Here is a 15,002-nt window from a genome sequence, read left to right as displayed (position 1 = left end):
CTCTTAGTCATAATCTACTCGCAGATATCCACGGGCAGTAAATGGCCCTTCCGCCGGTTTATTGCCCGTCACGCTAACCGGCCACGCCCGGATACTGACGCTCGCCGCGGCGTTATCATCCAGGCGAAACGGAATGGTGCTGGACAGGTTGTTAGGTGTTAGCGGTACACCGCTGCTGTCGGCAACAATAAAGCCTAAATCGGCGTTGTCCGACACCATCATTTGCCCCGAAGATTTTTCAGCCTCCACGCGCATGGTCAGGTAGGCCTGCGCGGCAACATTGGTACATTTTATGGCCATCGTTTTAGTCTGCGGATTAACGCCTTCTGGCCGATTTCCAGCCCCAGCTTTGCTAAACAACGACGCGCCGATATCACCAAAATCAAACTCGACAACCTGTCCGGCATTCACTTCGCAGTTTTGCGGCACCTCGACCTTGCCGCTGTAGCTGATGGTGTATACCGGCACACTCAGGGCATCGCCGATGCTGGTCGTGACATAGACCCTAAACATCGTTTGGCGGGGGATTGGTACCATGTTAATAAATGAGCGGATCACTTTTAATTTGAATACCAGCTTTGAATCCATGACGCCAAAGGGTTTCTGCTTAGGTACGTTTGGGTGAGTTCCCATACGAATATCGTTACGTGGAGGATAAAACAGCCCGGCATAGCTGTCGGTGATACTCATAGCCCCCAACAGGTAATCATTCAGCTTCAAATACTGAAAGCCCCCTTCCGTACTTTGCACCGGGAGTTCCGTCACGTAGCTGCGGTAGGTGTAATTTACCGTCGTCCCCGCAGGACAGGTCGCATTAACCCCAACCCAACCGGACTTTTCCGGCAACGTCACGACCTGACCGGGGCGGTTATTACTGCTGTTAAAGACGTTCGACAGATCGTAAAACACATCCGTCGGCGTGCCATTCGAATTCTGGCAGATCGTGGCCCATGACGAATTTGCCAGCAGCAGTAAAGCGCTCCCGAGTAACCAACCAGTTTGTCGTTTCATCGTATTATTCCTTTCATGCCGACGGGCGTTCGCAGGTCACATTGGTGAGCGTTACCGCCTGTTTCAGGCTCTCCTCAGGCAAGGCATAGTGCGCCGTACAGCGCGCGTTCGCGCCTTCGCCCCACTGGATCAGCAACTCACCTTTTAGCGGCAAACCGCTCAGGTAGATTTGTCCATCGTCTCCCACCATGCTGGTTACGCCGCTGGCGGTTTCACGCACAATGGAGCCAAACGGCACCGGTTTACCCGCCTGTTGCGCCGTAATTAACGCGCGCACGCCGATACGTGTATCAAACGCCGCTCTTACCAGCGCCCCCTGTGTCGGTACTACGCTGCTGACGTTATTTTCCACATCGGTATGGTTGTTCATTGAATTGGTATCCAGCGCCACACGGTTATAGCGATAGACGGTGGCGTACGGCATGACCGCGTAGCCACGCCAGTCGGTCTGCACCCCGGTCTGGTTCTCTATCCTTACGCCCTCGGCGCCTGGTGCTTTGATCAGCACATTGGTATCGCCCAGCGGCTGGCTCAGGGTGATTCCGTCCGCATGCCCAATCACGCCGCCGGAGAGCTGCCAGTTATAGTCATGCTGGTCGCGGTCGTAGTTGTATCCCATACCCAGCGTGCCATAGGTCGCCTGCCAGTTTGCGCTGGCGCTACCGCTGTAACCGTTGGTGCTGCTGTGCCCCTGGTTTACGCTGTAGCTCAGGTTGCGCCCGTCAAGCAACGTCCCGCCAATCCCGCTCTGCCAGCTGTTTTGTCCGTTGCTATTGCGGTTAGCGTTGAAGGTGGCATAGGTGCGATCAAGCGCTTTATCGCGCGTGTAGCGTCGCCCGGTCAACAGGCTAAACGGCACCGACATATTGAAGGCCAGAATCCTGTCGGTGTCGGCAATCCCTACCGATTCGTTCCACGACCAGGAGAGCGAATAGCTAATCCCCTGCCAGCCGCTGGCGTAGCCGAGCTGATACCAGGTGTTGGTATCGGACGTATTCCAGTAAGTTTGCTGACTGCCTGAGACATACAGCGATCCGTAATCTCCGAGATTCTGCGAGATGTTGATCTGAAAACGGCCTTTTTTGCTGTAGCTCAGATTGTGATAGCTCTGGACCACCGGCACTTTATGGCGATTGCCTTCGCTGTCGTATTCGTACTCGTAACCTTCCATATTGCGATACGCCACGTCGTCGAGGGTATAAAACCCCCGGGTCGAATAGCGATATCCCAGTAACTGGAAGTTGGTGCCGACATTATTCAGTGATTTTGCGTACAGAAAACGCAGCGATTGCCCCTGGTGGGTGCTGTCATCCGCCAGTTGGCTGCGCGCATGGGTTAAATCGACGGAGACCGCACCCCAGTCGCCGAGGTTGCGCCCGGTACCGAACACCAGCGCGCGGTAACGAGAGGCCAACTGCGTGCCGCCATAGGCCGTATAGCCTTCAGGTAGCCCGGCGATTAACGTGCCCTGGACGAAAAACGGTGATGACTGCTGGCTGTTACCGCTGCGGAAATCCCCGGCCACCAGGTCGTATTTCAGTCGCCCTTCGCGCTGTAACAGTGGAACCGTGGAGTACGGGACGGTATAGCGCTGCTGGCTGCCATCTTTTTCATCTACCGTCACCTCCAGGTCACCGCTGGACGACGTCGGGTTAAGATCGGTAATCGAGAACGCCCCAGGCGACACATAGCTTTGGTAGATAACATAACCGTTCTGGCGAATGGTCAGTTTCGCCGCCGTACGGGCAATGCCGCGAACCGTTGGCGCGTACCCCTGCAAGCTATCCGGATACATGCTGTCTGACGAGTAGAGCCGCGCCCCGCGAAACCCGACGCTGTCAAAGACGTCGTTACCGGTGTTGCTGTCGCCCATCACCAGCTCACCTTTCAGCGGGATAATGGCGCGCTGAAGCCAGGTACCGATGTTTTTCCAGCTCTGCGAGTGATATCCGTCGCCTTTGGAATAGCTCCAGGCGCCGTTGTTTCTCAGCCGCCAGGGGCCATAGTTCAGGCCGCTCAACATGCTTAAGAAATAGCTGTCAGAATCGCTGCCACGACTGCCGGTAAAGCTGTAGTTCACCAGCGCAGCCGGGATCCCTTCATCCCATTCCTCAGGCGGAATATATCCCCGCGCGCTATTCAGCATACTGGCCTGCGGCAAGCTGATGTTCAGGCGCAGCGTAGAGAAATCGAAGGCGATTTCGCTGCCGGGGATAGCCTCGGGCAAATTAATACAGGTATTGTTCGGGTCCTGACTGAGCGCCGGAAACGCCGCCGTATTGACCCCCAGGCGCTTAACCCAATCGAGACCAAAACATGGCGTCAGCCCACCAGATTTCTCGCCGGTACTCGCCTTACTGGTGGCGAAATGAACATCCTGGGTGGCAATAAATTCATCATTACGCCAGATATCCACGCGGTAGACGCCCTCAGGCTGGTGATTCCCTTTTTCAAAACGCGACAAATCCGCCACGGACGCCGTATCCGCAGATAAAAATGCCGGGTTAAAATAGCTTTCCCCGTGGCCTGACAGCGGAAATAAGGCAGCCAGCGTGGACAACGCCACGCCCGCCAGCGGTGGCGTAATCCCCGGTAACCGGCCAGGTAAGTACGTTGTCTTATTCATCGTTTATCAACGCACGCTAACCGTTTTGGCAGGTGTCACTGCCCCGTAGTCATTAACCGTCTGGAACGTCACGCTGCCCTGAACGCCCGCAGGCAGCGGGATCTGCGCCGCGTTCTTCGGTGCCACCATGACGTTATCAACCTTCGTTTTTCCCACATTGAGGTTAACCAGCGTGACGTAATACGCTGACGGATTCGTAATTTTCAGCTGCGTGCCGGAACGGGAAAATTGCAACATGCCGGGCGCGTCTTCCGGTACCTGTGGCAGGTTATTTGGGCGGACAAAGAGTTTAATACGCGACAAAATCGCCAGTTGCAGAACGTTTTTACCCTCAAGGTTGTCTTTATTGACTGACGGGATCGCCTTCACGTTCATCCAGAACAGCGATTCGCGGTCTGTAGGCAGTGGCTGACCGGCATAGATAATGCGCAGCGTATTTTCACTTTTGGGCTCGCTGACAAACAGTGGAGGCGTCACCACAAAGGCTTTTTCTTTAACGCCTGCGCTATTCTCAATCCATGAATTAACCAGGAAACGTTCTTTAGTATCGCTATTGCTAATAGCCAGCGATGTTTGTTTAGCCTCGGCGGGATAAATAACGCGGGTAGCACCTAATGCAATTCCCCCAGCAGCCTGAGCACTGCAGGAAACAAATAAGGTGAGGAAAATAATAAAACCTGATTTAAGATAATTAAACATGGCTACAAATACCTTTGGTGTGATTATCGTTGGTAAATAAATCAGGGATAGACCAACGTAAACCACACGTCTGAACGAAGCGTTCCTGGCGTTATCTTTTCCGAGACAGCCCGATAGCGCGCGGTGAAGTGAAACGTCATTTCCTGCGTTAAAATTGGGGCGTAATGACGCGGCAGCGCATTCGGAATAATTTGTCGTTGCCCCTCATCAAATAATGCCAGGCCAATACCCGAGGCCGCAGACGCCTCACCGCTGGCCAGAAAGACCTGCGGATCTTCTGCAGGCGTGACGCCGGCAAACGCAATCCCAACATGGTCATAAACGTCGGCGCTGCAGGACGTTAAGCGCAGTGAAAACGGTACGCTGGTCGAGGCAAAGCTTCCCGGTTCGCCAAATGCGTTGGTGCGATACTGCCCCATCTGTACCCGCAAGTTCTGGCTATCGGTGGCCACCGTACAGGCCCCGTTGACCAGTTGCCCTCGCAGGTGAAGGCGACCGCTTTCCAGTATTACCGTGTGTGCAAGCGCAGGCATTACGCACAGCATTCCCGCCAGCGTCATGCCGTTGAAAATCAGTTGCCACATCCTTCGTCATCCCCGGATATTGCCTCATCCATTGAGGCTATCGTCTTCCTTGCGCCAATCAGAACGGCTTATTCGTACTTCATGATGAAGGTGGCGTCGGCGTTTGCCTGGCCTGGCGTGGCGCTTGCAGCGGTCGCTTTATAACGCGCGGAGAAACGCAGGGTGTTGGTGCCTTCTACCAGCGCCTGGGCAGTAGAGAAGGTGGCACCATCTGGCTTCAGCGCGGTAGACGCGTTGTCCAGAATTTCGATGCCTACACCGCCAGCCGTGGTGGTGTTATTCCCTGAAGATACCGCCAGCAGAGCTGAGTTGGAGGCATCCGCCTGACCCGAAAACGCCACAGCTGCCGTCGCGGCAACCGCAGGGTCGCAGTCGTTCAGCACGATGGAGAACGGAATCTGTGCCGTGGTATCGCCGATGGCTGCAAAGCTGGCAGTACGATATTGCCCTAATGTCACCACCTGATCGGCTGACTGTGTGCTTACCGCACAAGCTGCATTGACCAGTTCACCTTCAAAATGAACGGTACCGCCGCTCACGCTGACCGGATCGGCTGCGACTGCGGCCCCTGCAACTAACATCAGGCTGGCAATAACAGAAGTATTTATTAATTTACGTTTCATGGATTTCCCTTGAATTACACACATCCGGTTCCGGTATCCTGCCGGCTCCGTTTGAATCATTATCGACATAAAATGTCAGGCAAATTATCTCTGCATCCTGTAAAGATATATATCGAAAGAGAATTAATGATGCTTGACCCCAACTCTCCTGAGCGCGAGATTCACTAATTAATCTTTACGAATATGACAATTCGTCACAGGGATAAATTAAACATTTCAATTAATGAAAAATACCTGCAAATCCTTGTAATGGCCCTGGCTAATTCTTATTGGGATCTAAGAAATGTCTGGGTAAATATTACTTAAACACCACCACAATGGTACGTAACAGACTGGTTTATGACGCATTACCCATGAAAACAGAAGGGTGATGAGTTGTTTCACTAACGTTAAAATTAATTAGCGTACTCAGTAATTATTCCTGTCTTTACGATATTGACACCTCACCCGTTCGCACAGCGAGACGTTCCTAATCTCACCTAAAAATGCAAACGAAAACTGACAGCACGCCGCGCTTCTGACAAAATAGTGACATCCCCTTCGATTTAACGTAACAGACGGAATCCTCTCTCTGATGGCAGCAAAGATTATTGACGGTAAAACGATTGCGCAGCAGGTACGCTCTGAGGTGGCTCAAAAAGTTCAGGCGCGTTTAGCGGCTGGATTACGCGCCCCAGGCCTGGCTGTTGTGCTGGTAGGTAGCAACCCGGCTTCGCAAATTTACGTAGCAAGTAAACGCAAAGCCTGCGACGAAGTGGGGTTCGTCTCCCGCTCCTATGACCTGCCTGAAACCACCAGCGAGGCGGAACTTCTTGAGCTCATTGATACGCTCAATGCGGATGCCGCCATCGACGGTATTCTGGTCCAGCTGCCGTTACCGGCGGGGATCGACAACGTTAAGGTGCTGGAACGCATTGCACCGGATAAAGACGTCGACGGCTTCCACCCGTATAACGTCGGTCGCCTGTGCCAGCGTGCACCGCGCCTGCGTCCGTGTACGCCTCGCGGCATCGTGACCCTGCTTGAGCGTTACAACATCGATACCTACGGCCTGAATGCCGTGGTGATTGGCGCCTCAAACATTGTCGGTCGTCCGATGAGCATGGAGTTGCTGCTGGCGGGCTGTACCACCACGGTAACCCACCGCTTTACCAAAGATCTGCGTCGCCATGTAGAGCATGCTGACCTGCTGATTGTCGCCGTCGGCAAACCGGGTTTTATTCCCGGTGAATGGATCAAAGAAGGTGCGATTGTGATTGATGTCGGCATCAACCGTCTGGAGAATGGCAAGGTTGTTGGCGATGTGGTCTTTGAAGATGCCGCTGCGCGCGCCGGGTATATTACACCGGTGCCGGGTGGCGTTGGCCCGATGACGGTCGCCACACTTATCGAAAACACGCTTCAGGCGTGCGTTGAATACCATGATGTAAAGGACGTTTAAGATGGCCACATTTTCACTGGGTAAACACCCACACGTTGAACTCTGCGATCTGCTAAAGCTGGAAGGCTGGAGCGAAAGCGGCGCCCAGGCAAAAATTGCCATTGGCGAAGGGTTAGTGAAGGTCGATGGAGTAGTAGAAACACGAAAACGCTGCAAAATCGTTGCCGGACAGACCGTGAGCTTTGAAGGTCAAAGCATTAACGTCGTGGCATGATCCCAGGGCCGGATGGCGGTTCACACCACATCCGGTCCGTTCCCCCTGATTTTCAGATAATTAACTTCACCTTCACTTCACACCAGGCTGTTAGCCTATCGTTTTCTTATACGAAGCGACTATCATGCCAACCATCGTTACCCACGCAGCTGTACCTCTTTGTTTAGGATTGGGTCTGGGGCTCAAAGTCATTCCCCCACGCTTGTTGTTTGCCGGGGTTGTACTGGCAATGCTGCCTGACGCCGACGTCCTGTCGTTTAAGTTCGGTATTGCCTACGGCAACGTGTTCGGTCACCGCGGATTTACCCACTCGCTACTGTTCGCCTTCGCGGTGCCGTTACTGTGCATCATGATAGGTCGACGATGGTTTAAAGCCGGGCTGGTTCGCTGCTGGTTATTTTTGACGGTGTCGTTGCTGTCACACAGCCTGCTGGATTCGGTGACCACCGGAGGAAAAGGCGTTGGCTGGCTGTGGCCATGGTCAGATGAGCGCTTCTTTGCGCCGTGGCAGGTGATTAAGGTTGCGCCGTTCGCGCTGTCACGCTACGCCACGCCGTATGGGCATCAGGTGATTATCTCGGAATTAATGTGGGTGTGGCTGCCGGGAGCCGTCATGATGGGTGTGCTGTGGTGGTACAGACGTCACTAATAGTGCCTGATGGCGCTACGCTTATCAGGCCTACCGATCATTCCATCATAGGCCGGATGAGGCGTTAGCCGCCATCCGGCAATTGAGAGAATTACTTACGACGCCAGGTGGTGCCTTGTGGACCATCTTCCAGCACAATACCCATCTCGTTCAGACGGTCACGTGCCGCGTCGGCCGCCGCCCAGTCTTTCGCTTTACGGGCATCTAAACGCTGTTGGATAAGCGCTTCAATCTCAGCGACCTCACCGTCATCCGCCTGCGCACCGCTTTGCAGGAACGCTTCCGGATCCTGCTCCAGCAGGCCCAGCACGCCGGACAGCTTGCGCAGATGCGCGGCCATGGCGTTAGCCGCCGCCATATCTTCACCCTTCAGACGGTTGACCTCACGCGCCATATCAAACAGCACCGAGTAGGCTTCCGGCGTATTGAAATCATCGTTCATTGCTTCAATGAAACGCGCTTCAAAGGCATCACCACCGGCTGGCGCCACGGATTTGTCAGTACCGCGCAGCGCGGTGTACAGACGCTCCAGTGCAGAACGTGCCTGCTTCAGGTTCTCTTCGCTGTAGTTCAGCTGGCTACGATAGTGGCCGGACATCAGGAAGTAGCGAATGGTTTCGGCGTCGTAGTATTTCAGCACGTCGCGCACGGTAAAGAAGTTGCCCAGTGATTTGGACATTTTCTCACGATCAACCATCACCATCCCGGAGTGCATCCAGTAGTTGACGTATTCGCCGTCGTGCGCACAGGTGGACTGGGCAATTTCGTTTTCATGATGCGGGAACATCAGGTCAGAGCCGCCGCCGTGAATATCGAAATGGTTGCCCAGCTGTTTGCAGTTCATCGCCGAACATTCGATGTGCCAGCCCGGACGCCCTGCACCCCACGGGGACGGCCAGCTCGGCTCGCCCTCTTTGGACATCTTCCACAGCACGAAGTCCATCGGGTTACGTTTCACATCCACCACATCCACGCGGGCACCCGCCTGCAGCTGATCCAGATCCTGGCGCGACAGCTGACCGTAGTGCGGATCGGTCGGCACGTCGAACATCACGTCGCCGTTATCAGCCACGTAAGCGTGACCTTTGGCGATCAGCTGTTCGGTGATTTCAATAATTTCCGCAATATGATGCGTCGCACGTGGTTCGAGATCCGGGCGCAGGATATTCAGCGCGTCGAAGTCGTTGTGCATTTCCGCGATCATCCTGTCGACCAACGCCACAAAGCTTTCACCATTTTCATTAGCGCGCTTAATGATTTTGTCGTCGATATCGGTAATGTTACGCACGTACTTCAGCTTATAGCCGAGGAAGCGCAGATAGCGCGCAACCACGTCAAAAGAGACGAAGGTACGTCCGTGACCAATATGACAGAGATCATAAACAGTGATACCACACACGTACATGCCGACTTCCCCGGCATGAATAGGTTTGAATTCCTCTTTTTGGCGCGTCAGTGTATTAAAGATTTTTAACATCGAAGATTCCGTGTAGACGTGTGTGGATAACAAAGCCCTATAATACCTATAAATTGGCCCCGAAGCAGCACACTTTGCAAGGTGTTTGAGCACCAGACTGTATTGTCCCTTGGCTGATGGCCGAGTATCCGCAAACAATAAGATCGTCGCGAGTCAAGATAATGGGTACGCACCTGAATCCTGACTTTCGAAAACTTAGTGCCCGCGTATATTGTCCCCACGCAACAGAAAATTGCAGAACGCAAAAGGATTCGCGCCCATGTCAGTTACCCCATCCCGTATTGCACGCTGCGTTATCGCTACTCTCCCCTTTTTGCTCTGCGCCTGCGTTTACCATGATTATCCCGCCCCGCAAATTCAGGGCACGTTAACTCAGGCGGGCGAGCCGCTGGCCGGAATAGCGGTTTCGATAACTGAGTTCGACCACCAAATCGCCACAACACAGACCGACAGCAACGGGCATTTTTTACTCGTACCACAGGGTAACTGGCATGTGTTTATTCCCGTAGGACCACAGGATCGCCTGAGCAGTTGGACGCTGACCACAATCGACCACCAAGGACAAGAACTCAGCATTTACACCGGGCAGCGCTTTGGCGGGGTTTTCTCTGGCTATTCGGGGAATGACCGGGTGAAATTGAGCTGTAAGTTATCACCCGTGGGGGCGAAGAATAAACATCAGGAAGGTAATCCATTGTGCGAATCTATTCCCGGTAATGCCCCATGATTGCGGCGACTCACTCTCATTTTGCAAGGTGATCGAATCTTGCGGTTATGCTATAACACACCCCTAACTCTGACCCTGACCAGGGTCGAAGCACCACTCTATCGGAACAGGATGCAAAAATGGTTACTTTCCACACTAATCACGGCGATATCGTAATCAAAACGTTTGATGATAAAGCGCCTGAAACAGTTAAAAACTTCCTGGACTACTGCCGCGAAGGTTTCTATAACAACACCATTTTCCACCGTGTGATTAATGGTTTCATGATTCAGGGCGGCGGTTTTGAGCCTGGCATGAAGCAAAAAGAAACCAAAGAGGCTATCAAAAACGAAGCCAACAACGGTCTGAAAAACACCCGTGGTACGCTGGCGATGGCCCGTACTCAGGCTCCGCACTCCGCAACGGCGCAGTTCTTCATTAACGTTGCCGACAACGACTTCCTGAACTTCTCCGGCGAAAGCATGCAGGGCTGGGGTTACTGTGTATTTGCTGAAGTGGTTGAAGGCATGGACGTGGTTGATAAAATCAAAAACGTTTCTACCGGTCGCAGCGGCATGCACCAGGACGTACCGAAAGAAGACGTTATTATCGAAAACGTGACCGTCAGCGAGTAATCGTGGCGACACTGTTTATTGCAGATCTTCACCTCTGCACGGAAGAACCAGCGATTACCGCCGGTTTTCTGCGTTTTTTAGCCGGTGAAGCACGAACAGCCGATGCGCTGTATATTCTTGGCGATCTGTTCGAAGCCTGGATAGGTGACGATGACCCCACTCCGCTGCACCATGAAATCGCCGTCGCAATAAAATCGCTGGCTGATTCCGGCGTCCCCTGCTTCTTCATTCACGGCAACCGTGATTTTCTGCTCGGCAAGCGTTTTGCCCGCGAGAGCGGCATGGCCTTGTTACCCGAGGAAAAAGTGCTCGACCTGTATGGCCACAAGGTGCTGATCATGCATGGCGACACGCTGTGTACCGATGATGCCGGTTATCAGGCATTTCGCGCTAAAGTGCATCAGCCCTGGCTACAAACACTGTTTCTTGCTCTGCCGTTGTTTGTTCGCCAACGCATTGCCGCAAAGATGCGCGCCAATAGCAAAGCCGCCAACAGCAGCAAATCGCTGGAAATTATGGATGTGAATCCGCAGGCCGTGGTTACCGAGATGGAAAAACACCAGGTCCAGTGGTTAATTCACGGGCATACCCATCGCCCGGCGGTGCATGAACTGACAGCCAATAGACAACCTGCGTTCCGCGTAGTATTAGGTGCGTGGCACAGCGAAGGTTCGATGGTTAAGGTCACGCCCGACGACGTTGAGCTGATCGCGTTTGCGTTTTAATTCCCTTATTATCTATATTCTCATGATTTAGATCATCACTTCTACTATCTACAAAGTTATGCTGATTAAAATAAGTTAATAAGGGATTATTATGAAAATAGACCGTGATTTTATTCATGAGATAGTTAATAATTTTCATGGCAGCATTATGCTTGATGGAGATTTATGTGATTACTCTCATTTTTCACCTGACAATGAAAACTATGATGATAAAATACATCAGAAAATTTATGCTCTGAAATATATCCCTGCATATTATTTTGAATATTGCGTACTCGCATGGGAATTATCTGAGAGATTAATGAAAAATGACATCAAAAATATAAATATTTCTTCCTTTGGCTGTGGATTACATCCTGACTACTTCGCTCTTTTACATAATTTAAAGAATGTTAAATTTGATTACCATGGATATGATACCTGTCAGTGGACAACAAGAGAATTACTCCCCCCCTCCAATGACAACCTATATTTACATACAGTCTCGGCTTCAGCAATAACCCAAGACTCGATTAATAAAACAGATGTTTTCATTTTCCCTAAATCCCTCGGTGATATTGCCGAGAATATAGATATAAAAGATTTTTCTGCTAGAATTTCAAATTCAAAAAAAAACAGAGTTTTCTTTTTGAATTCTTTTATTACTGTAGACCATAAACTAAACAATCATCACACAGAAATATTCTCTCTTTTCCATAAAGAAATGTTAAAAAAAGGATTTATAACTTCAGACTCTAATGAAAGAACATATTACCGTGGTGACCATATATATCAAGGATTAAAAGGAATTGATTACTCGTTTGACTACCCGCAAAACATACAGCTTTGTGAAGATGTAGAAAAATACGATTGTAAATGTCGAGTTGTACACAACCCTGTACTAACAAATAGTTATATGAACTATCAAATCCTGGAATATTCGCGATGATCATCAGCGCCAGTCGCCGTACTGATATACCTGCATTCTATAGCGAATGGTTGATGAACCGTATTCGTACCGGTTTTTTACTCACCCGAAACCCATTCAATTATCATCAAGTATCTCGGGTATCCCTACGACCAGAAGACGTGGATGCTATTATATTCTGGACACGGAACCCAACGAAACTACTTCCCTACATTGACGAAATTATTGATATTGGGCATCGTTTCTACTTCCAGTTCACTATAACTGGCTATCCGCGCTTGCTTGAGACAAAAATGCTCAATCCACATAAAGCGATCGGTGTGTTCAAACAGCTTTCGGAAAAAATTGGGGCAGAGAAAATCATCTGGCGTTATGACCCTATCCTGCTTTCAAATATACTTCCTTTTGACGAACACCTTCGCCTGTTCAGCAAACTTGCGGATGAATTAGAAGGATATACTCGCCGCGTAGTAATTAGTTTCGCAGATATTTATCAAAAAACAGAAAGGAACCTTAAAACTATCGACTCGCTAATTTATAGCGATATTACACAAAACCATGAACTCTGCTTATCTCTTGCGCAACATTTTTCCGAAATTGCCCAGCAACATAGTCTATCTATTTATTCCTGCGCTGAAGAAATAGACCTTGTTAATCAAGGCATTCTACATGGAAAGTGTATTGATGAAGCGCTTATTAACGATTTATTTGGATTGTTATTACCCAATAACAAAGATCCCGGTCAGCGCGAAGCATGTGGTTGTATTAAAAGTATTGATATAGGGGATTATAATACCTGTATGCATGGCTGCAAATACTGCTATGCAACCTACAATCACAATCAAGCCAACAATAATTTCAAAAAACACAACCCCCAGAGCCCGTTTTTGCTGGGTAATGCTGACGATGTGGATCCCCATCTGTTAGAACCAGTGGCTTTTCAACAAAAATTGTTCTGACCTCTTTAAAATGCAGCTGCTCAGCACGCGCAATCGTTTTCCTTGTTTTTAAAACATGCTATTCTCTGTGGCCTCTAACGCAGTGTGAAGCACACCCACAGGAGTTTTCAGACGCATGTCTTCCCGCAATAATCCGGCGCGAGTCGCCATCGTGATGGGGTCCAAAAGCGACTGGGCTACCATGCAGTTCGCCGCCGAAATCTTCGAAATCCTGAATGTCCCGCACCACGTTGAAGTGGTCTCTGCCCACCGCACCCCCGACAGACTGTTTAGCTTCGCCGAAAGTGCTGAAGAGAACGGCTATCAGGTGATTATTGCAGGCGCAGGCGGTGCAGCACATCTGCCCGGTATGATTGCCGCCAAAACGCTGGTACCGGTATTAGGTGTTCCGGTGCAAAGCGCAGCGCTGAGCGGCGTAGACAGCCTGTACTCCATCGTGCAGATGCCGCGCGGTATTCCGGTGGGCACGCTGGCGATTGGTAAAGCGGGCGCGGCGAATGCGGCCCTGCTGGCGGCACAAATTCTGGCGACACACGATAAAGAACTGCATCAGCGTCTGCATGACTGGCGTAAAGCACAGACCGACGAAGTACTGGAGAACCCGGACCCGCGAGGTGCGGCATGAAGCAGGTTTGCGTACTCGGCAACGGTCAGCTAGGACTCATGTTGCGCCAGGCCGGTGAGCCGCTGGGGATTGCGGTCTGGCCCGTCGGGCTGGATGCCGAACCCGCTGCCGTTCCCTTTCAGCAAAGCGTGATTACCGCCGAGATTGAACGCTGGCCGGAAACTGCACTAACCCGCGAACTGGCGCGCCATCCGGCGTTCGTCAACCGTGATATTTTCCCGATTATTGCCGACCGTCTGACGCAAAAGCAGCTGTTTGACAAACTGAAGCTGGCTACCGCGCCGTGGCAGCTGTTGGCAGACAAAAGCGAATGGTCTGCGGTATTTGAAACGCTGGGAGAGCTGGCGATCGTCAAACGCCGCGTCGGCGGCTACGACGGTCGCGGGCAGTGGCGTTTACGCGCCCACGAAACAGAACAACTGCCGGATGACTGCTACGGCGAGTGTATCGTCGAGCAGGGTATTAACTTCTCCGGCGAAGTATCGCTGGTTGGCGCCCGCGCCCACGACGGCAGCACCGTCTTCTATCCGCTGACCCATAACCTGCATCAGGACGGCATTCTGCGCACCAGCGTCGCGTTCCCGCAGGCCAATGCCAAACAGCAGGATCAGGCCGAGGCGATGCTGTCTGCCATCATGCACGAGCTGGGCTATGTTGGCGTAATGGCGATGGAGTGTTTTATCACCCCGGAAGGCTTGCTGATCAACGAACTGGCCCCGCGCGTACACAACAGCGGACACTGGACACAGAACGGCGCCAGCATCAGCCAATTTGAACTGCACCTGCGCGCCATTACCGACCTGCCGTTACCTGTGCCGGTGGTGAACAGTCCGTCAGTGATGGTGAATTTAATTGGCAGCGACCTGAATTATGACTGGCTGAAACTGCCACTGGTGCATCTGCACTGGTATGACAAAGAGGTGCGCGCAGGTCGTAAGGTTGGTCACCTGAACCTGACCGACAACGATACCGCTCGCCTGAGCGCCACGATGGAAGCACTGATTCCCCTGCTACCGCCGGAATATGCCAGCGGCATTATCTGGGCACAGTCCAAACTGAAATAAGCCATTAATGCCGGGGGAATGGAATTTGTCCTTCCCCGGCCCCTCCTCTGGCGCGTA

16 protein-coding genes are annotated in these 15,002 nt (G+C 51.9%); 10 read left to right on the top strand and 6 right to left on the bottom strand.

Annotated elements, in window-relative coordinates; genetic code table 11:
* Positions 1-3: 3 nt before the first annotated feature.
* From fimH to fimA, 5 genes are all read right to left on the bottom strand, one after another.
* A complete protein-coding gene (fimH, locus tag FDW88_RS13855; protein ID WP_137362767.1) occupies positions 4-1,011 on the bottom strand; it encodes a type 1 fimbria D-mannose specific adhesin FimH in 1,008 nt (335 codons plus the stop codon).
* A 13-nt stretch (positions 1,012-1,024) separates the two neighbouring features.
* Positions 1,025-3,637 carry a fimbrial biogenesis usher protein gene (locus FDW88_RS13850; protein ID WP_137362766.1) on the bottom strand — a complete coding sequence of 871 codons (2,613 nt, stop codon included), beginning with the start codon at positions 3,635-3,637 and terminating at the stop codon, positions 1,025-1,027.
* Between the two features lie 6 nt (positions 3,638-3,643).
* On the bottom strand, positions 3,644-4,336 hold the full coding sequence (fimC, locus tag FDW88_RS13845; protein WP_137362765.1) for a type 1 fimbria chaperone FimC: 693 nt from the start codon (positions 4,334-4,336) through the stop codon (positions 3,644-3,646).
* Positions 4,337-4,377: 41 nt separating this feature from the next.
* Positions 4,378-4,896: a type 1 fimbrial protein subunit FimI gene (gene fimI / locus FDW88_RS13840; RefSeq protein ID WP_242461273.1), complete on the bottom strand. Its 519-nt coding sequence runs from the start codon at positions 4,894-4,896 to the stop codon at positions 4,378-4,380.
* Positions 4,897-4,988: 92 nt separating this feature from the next.
* Positions 4,989-5,543, bottom strand: a complete 555-nt coding sequence (gene fimA / locus FDW88_RS13835) for a type 1 fimbrial major subunit FimA (protein WP_115259167.1) — start codon at positions 5,541-5,543, stop codon at positions 4,989-4,991.
* Between the two features lie 574 nt (positions 5,544-6,117).
* Here fimA and folD point away from each other — a divergent pair.
* The 3 genes from folD (at position 6,118) to FDW88_RS13820 (ending at position 7,847) form a co-directional block, all read left to right on the top strand.
* Positions 6,118-6,984: a bifunctional methylenetetrahydrofolate dehydrogenase/methenyltetrahydrofolate cyclohydrolase FolD gene (gene folD / locus FDW88_RS13830; protein WP_096757996.1), complete on the top strand. Its 867-nt coding sequence runs from the start codon at positions 6,118-6,120 to the stop codon at positions 6,982-6,984.
* Position 6,985: 1 nt separating this feature from the next.
* Positions 6,986-7,198 carry a ribosome-associated protein YbcJ gene (gene ybcJ / locus FDW88_RS13825; RefSeq protein ID WP_096757997.1) on the top strand — a complete coding sequence of 71 codons (213 nt, stop codon included), beginning with the start codon at positions 6,986-6,988 and terminating at the stop codon, positions 7,196-7,198.
* A gap of 124 nt (positions 7,199-7,322) precedes the next feature.
* Entirely contained in the window at positions 7,323-7,847 is a 525-nt protein-coding gene (locus FDW88_RS13820) for a metal-dependent hydrolase (RefSeq protein ID WP_096757998.1), read from the top strand.
* A gap of 91 nt (positions 7,848-7,938) precedes the next feature.
* Here the strand turns inward: FDW88_RS13820 and cysS are convergent, their stop codons facing one another.
* A complete protein-coding gene (gene cysS / locus FDW88_RS13815; protein WP_115259170.1) occupies positions 7,939-9,324 on the bottom strand; it encodes a cysteine--tRNA ligase in 1,386 nt (461 codons plus the stop codon).
* A gap of 259 nt (positions 9,325-9,583) precedes the next feature.
* Between cysS and FDW88_RS13810 the strand changes: the two genes are divergently transcribed.
* The 7 genes from FDW88_RS13810 to purK all read left to right on the top strand — a co-directional run bounded on the left by FDW88_RS13810 (position 9,584) and on the right by purK (position 14,945).
* Positions 9,584-10,051, top strand: a complete 468-nt coding sequence (locus tag FDW88_RS13810; RefSeq protein ID WP_137362764.1) for a DUF6795 domain-containing protein — start codon at positions 9,584-9,586, stop codon at positions 10,049-10,051.
* A 119-nt stretch (positions 10,052-10,170) separates the two neighbouring features.
* Positions 10,171-10,665: a peptidylprolyl isomerase B gene (ppiB, locus tag FDW88_RS13805; RefSeq protein WP_115259171.1), complete on the top strand. Its 495-nt coding sequence runs from the start codon at positions 10,171-10,173 to the stop codon at positions 10,663-10,665.
* Between the two features lie 2 nt (positions 10,666-10,667).
* Positions 10,668-11,390 (top strand): UDP-2,3-diacylglucosamine diphosphatase, encoded by a 723-nt coding sequence (gene lpxH / locus FDW88_RS13800; protein ID WP_137362763.1) that lies wholly within the window; start codon positions 10,668-10,670, stop codon positions 11,388-11,390.
* Positions 11,391-11,481: 91 nt separating this feature from the next.
* Entirely contained in the window at positions 11,482-12,318 is an 837-nt protein-coding gene (locus FDW88_RS13795) for a hypothetical protein (protein WP_137362762.1), read from the top strand.
* A complete protein-coding gene (locus FDW88_RS13790) occupies positions 12,315-13,256 on the top strand; it encodes a DUF1848 domain-containing protein (RefSeq protein WP_137362761.1) in 942 nt (313 codons plus the stop codon). The genes FDW88_RS13795 and FDW88_RS13790 overlap by 4 nt, the downstream gene beginning before the upstream one ends.
* 115 nt (positions 13,257-13,371) lie before the next feature.
* Positions 13,372-13,881 carry a 5-(carboxyamino)imidazole ribonucleotide mutase gene (gene purE / locus FDW88_RS13785; protein ID WP_096758002.1) on the top strand — a complete coding sequence of 170 codons (510 nt, stop codon included), beginning with the start codon at positions 13,372-13,374 and terminating at the stop codon, positions 13,879-13,881.
* Positions 13,878-14,945: a 5-(carboxyamino)imidazole ribonucleotide synthase gene (purK, locus tag FDW88_RS13780; RefSeq protein WP_137362760.1), complete on the top strand. Its 1,068-nt coding sequence runs from the start codon at positions 13,878-13,880 to the stop codon at positions 14,943-14,945. The genes purE and purK overlap by 4 nt, the downstream gene beginning before the upstream one ends.
* Positions 14,946-15,002 lie beyond the last annotated feature (57 nt).

The sequence above is a fragment of the Citrobacter sp. wls829 genome, assembly GCF_005280825.1.
Classification (GTDB): domain Bacteria; phylum Pseudomonadota; class Gammaproteobacteria; order Enterobacterales; family Enterobacteriaceae; genus Citrobacter; species Citrobacter gillenii.
The sequence above is the reverse complement of the archived record's forward strand: the minus strand, read 5'-3'. Positions and strand labels throughout refer to the sequence as shown.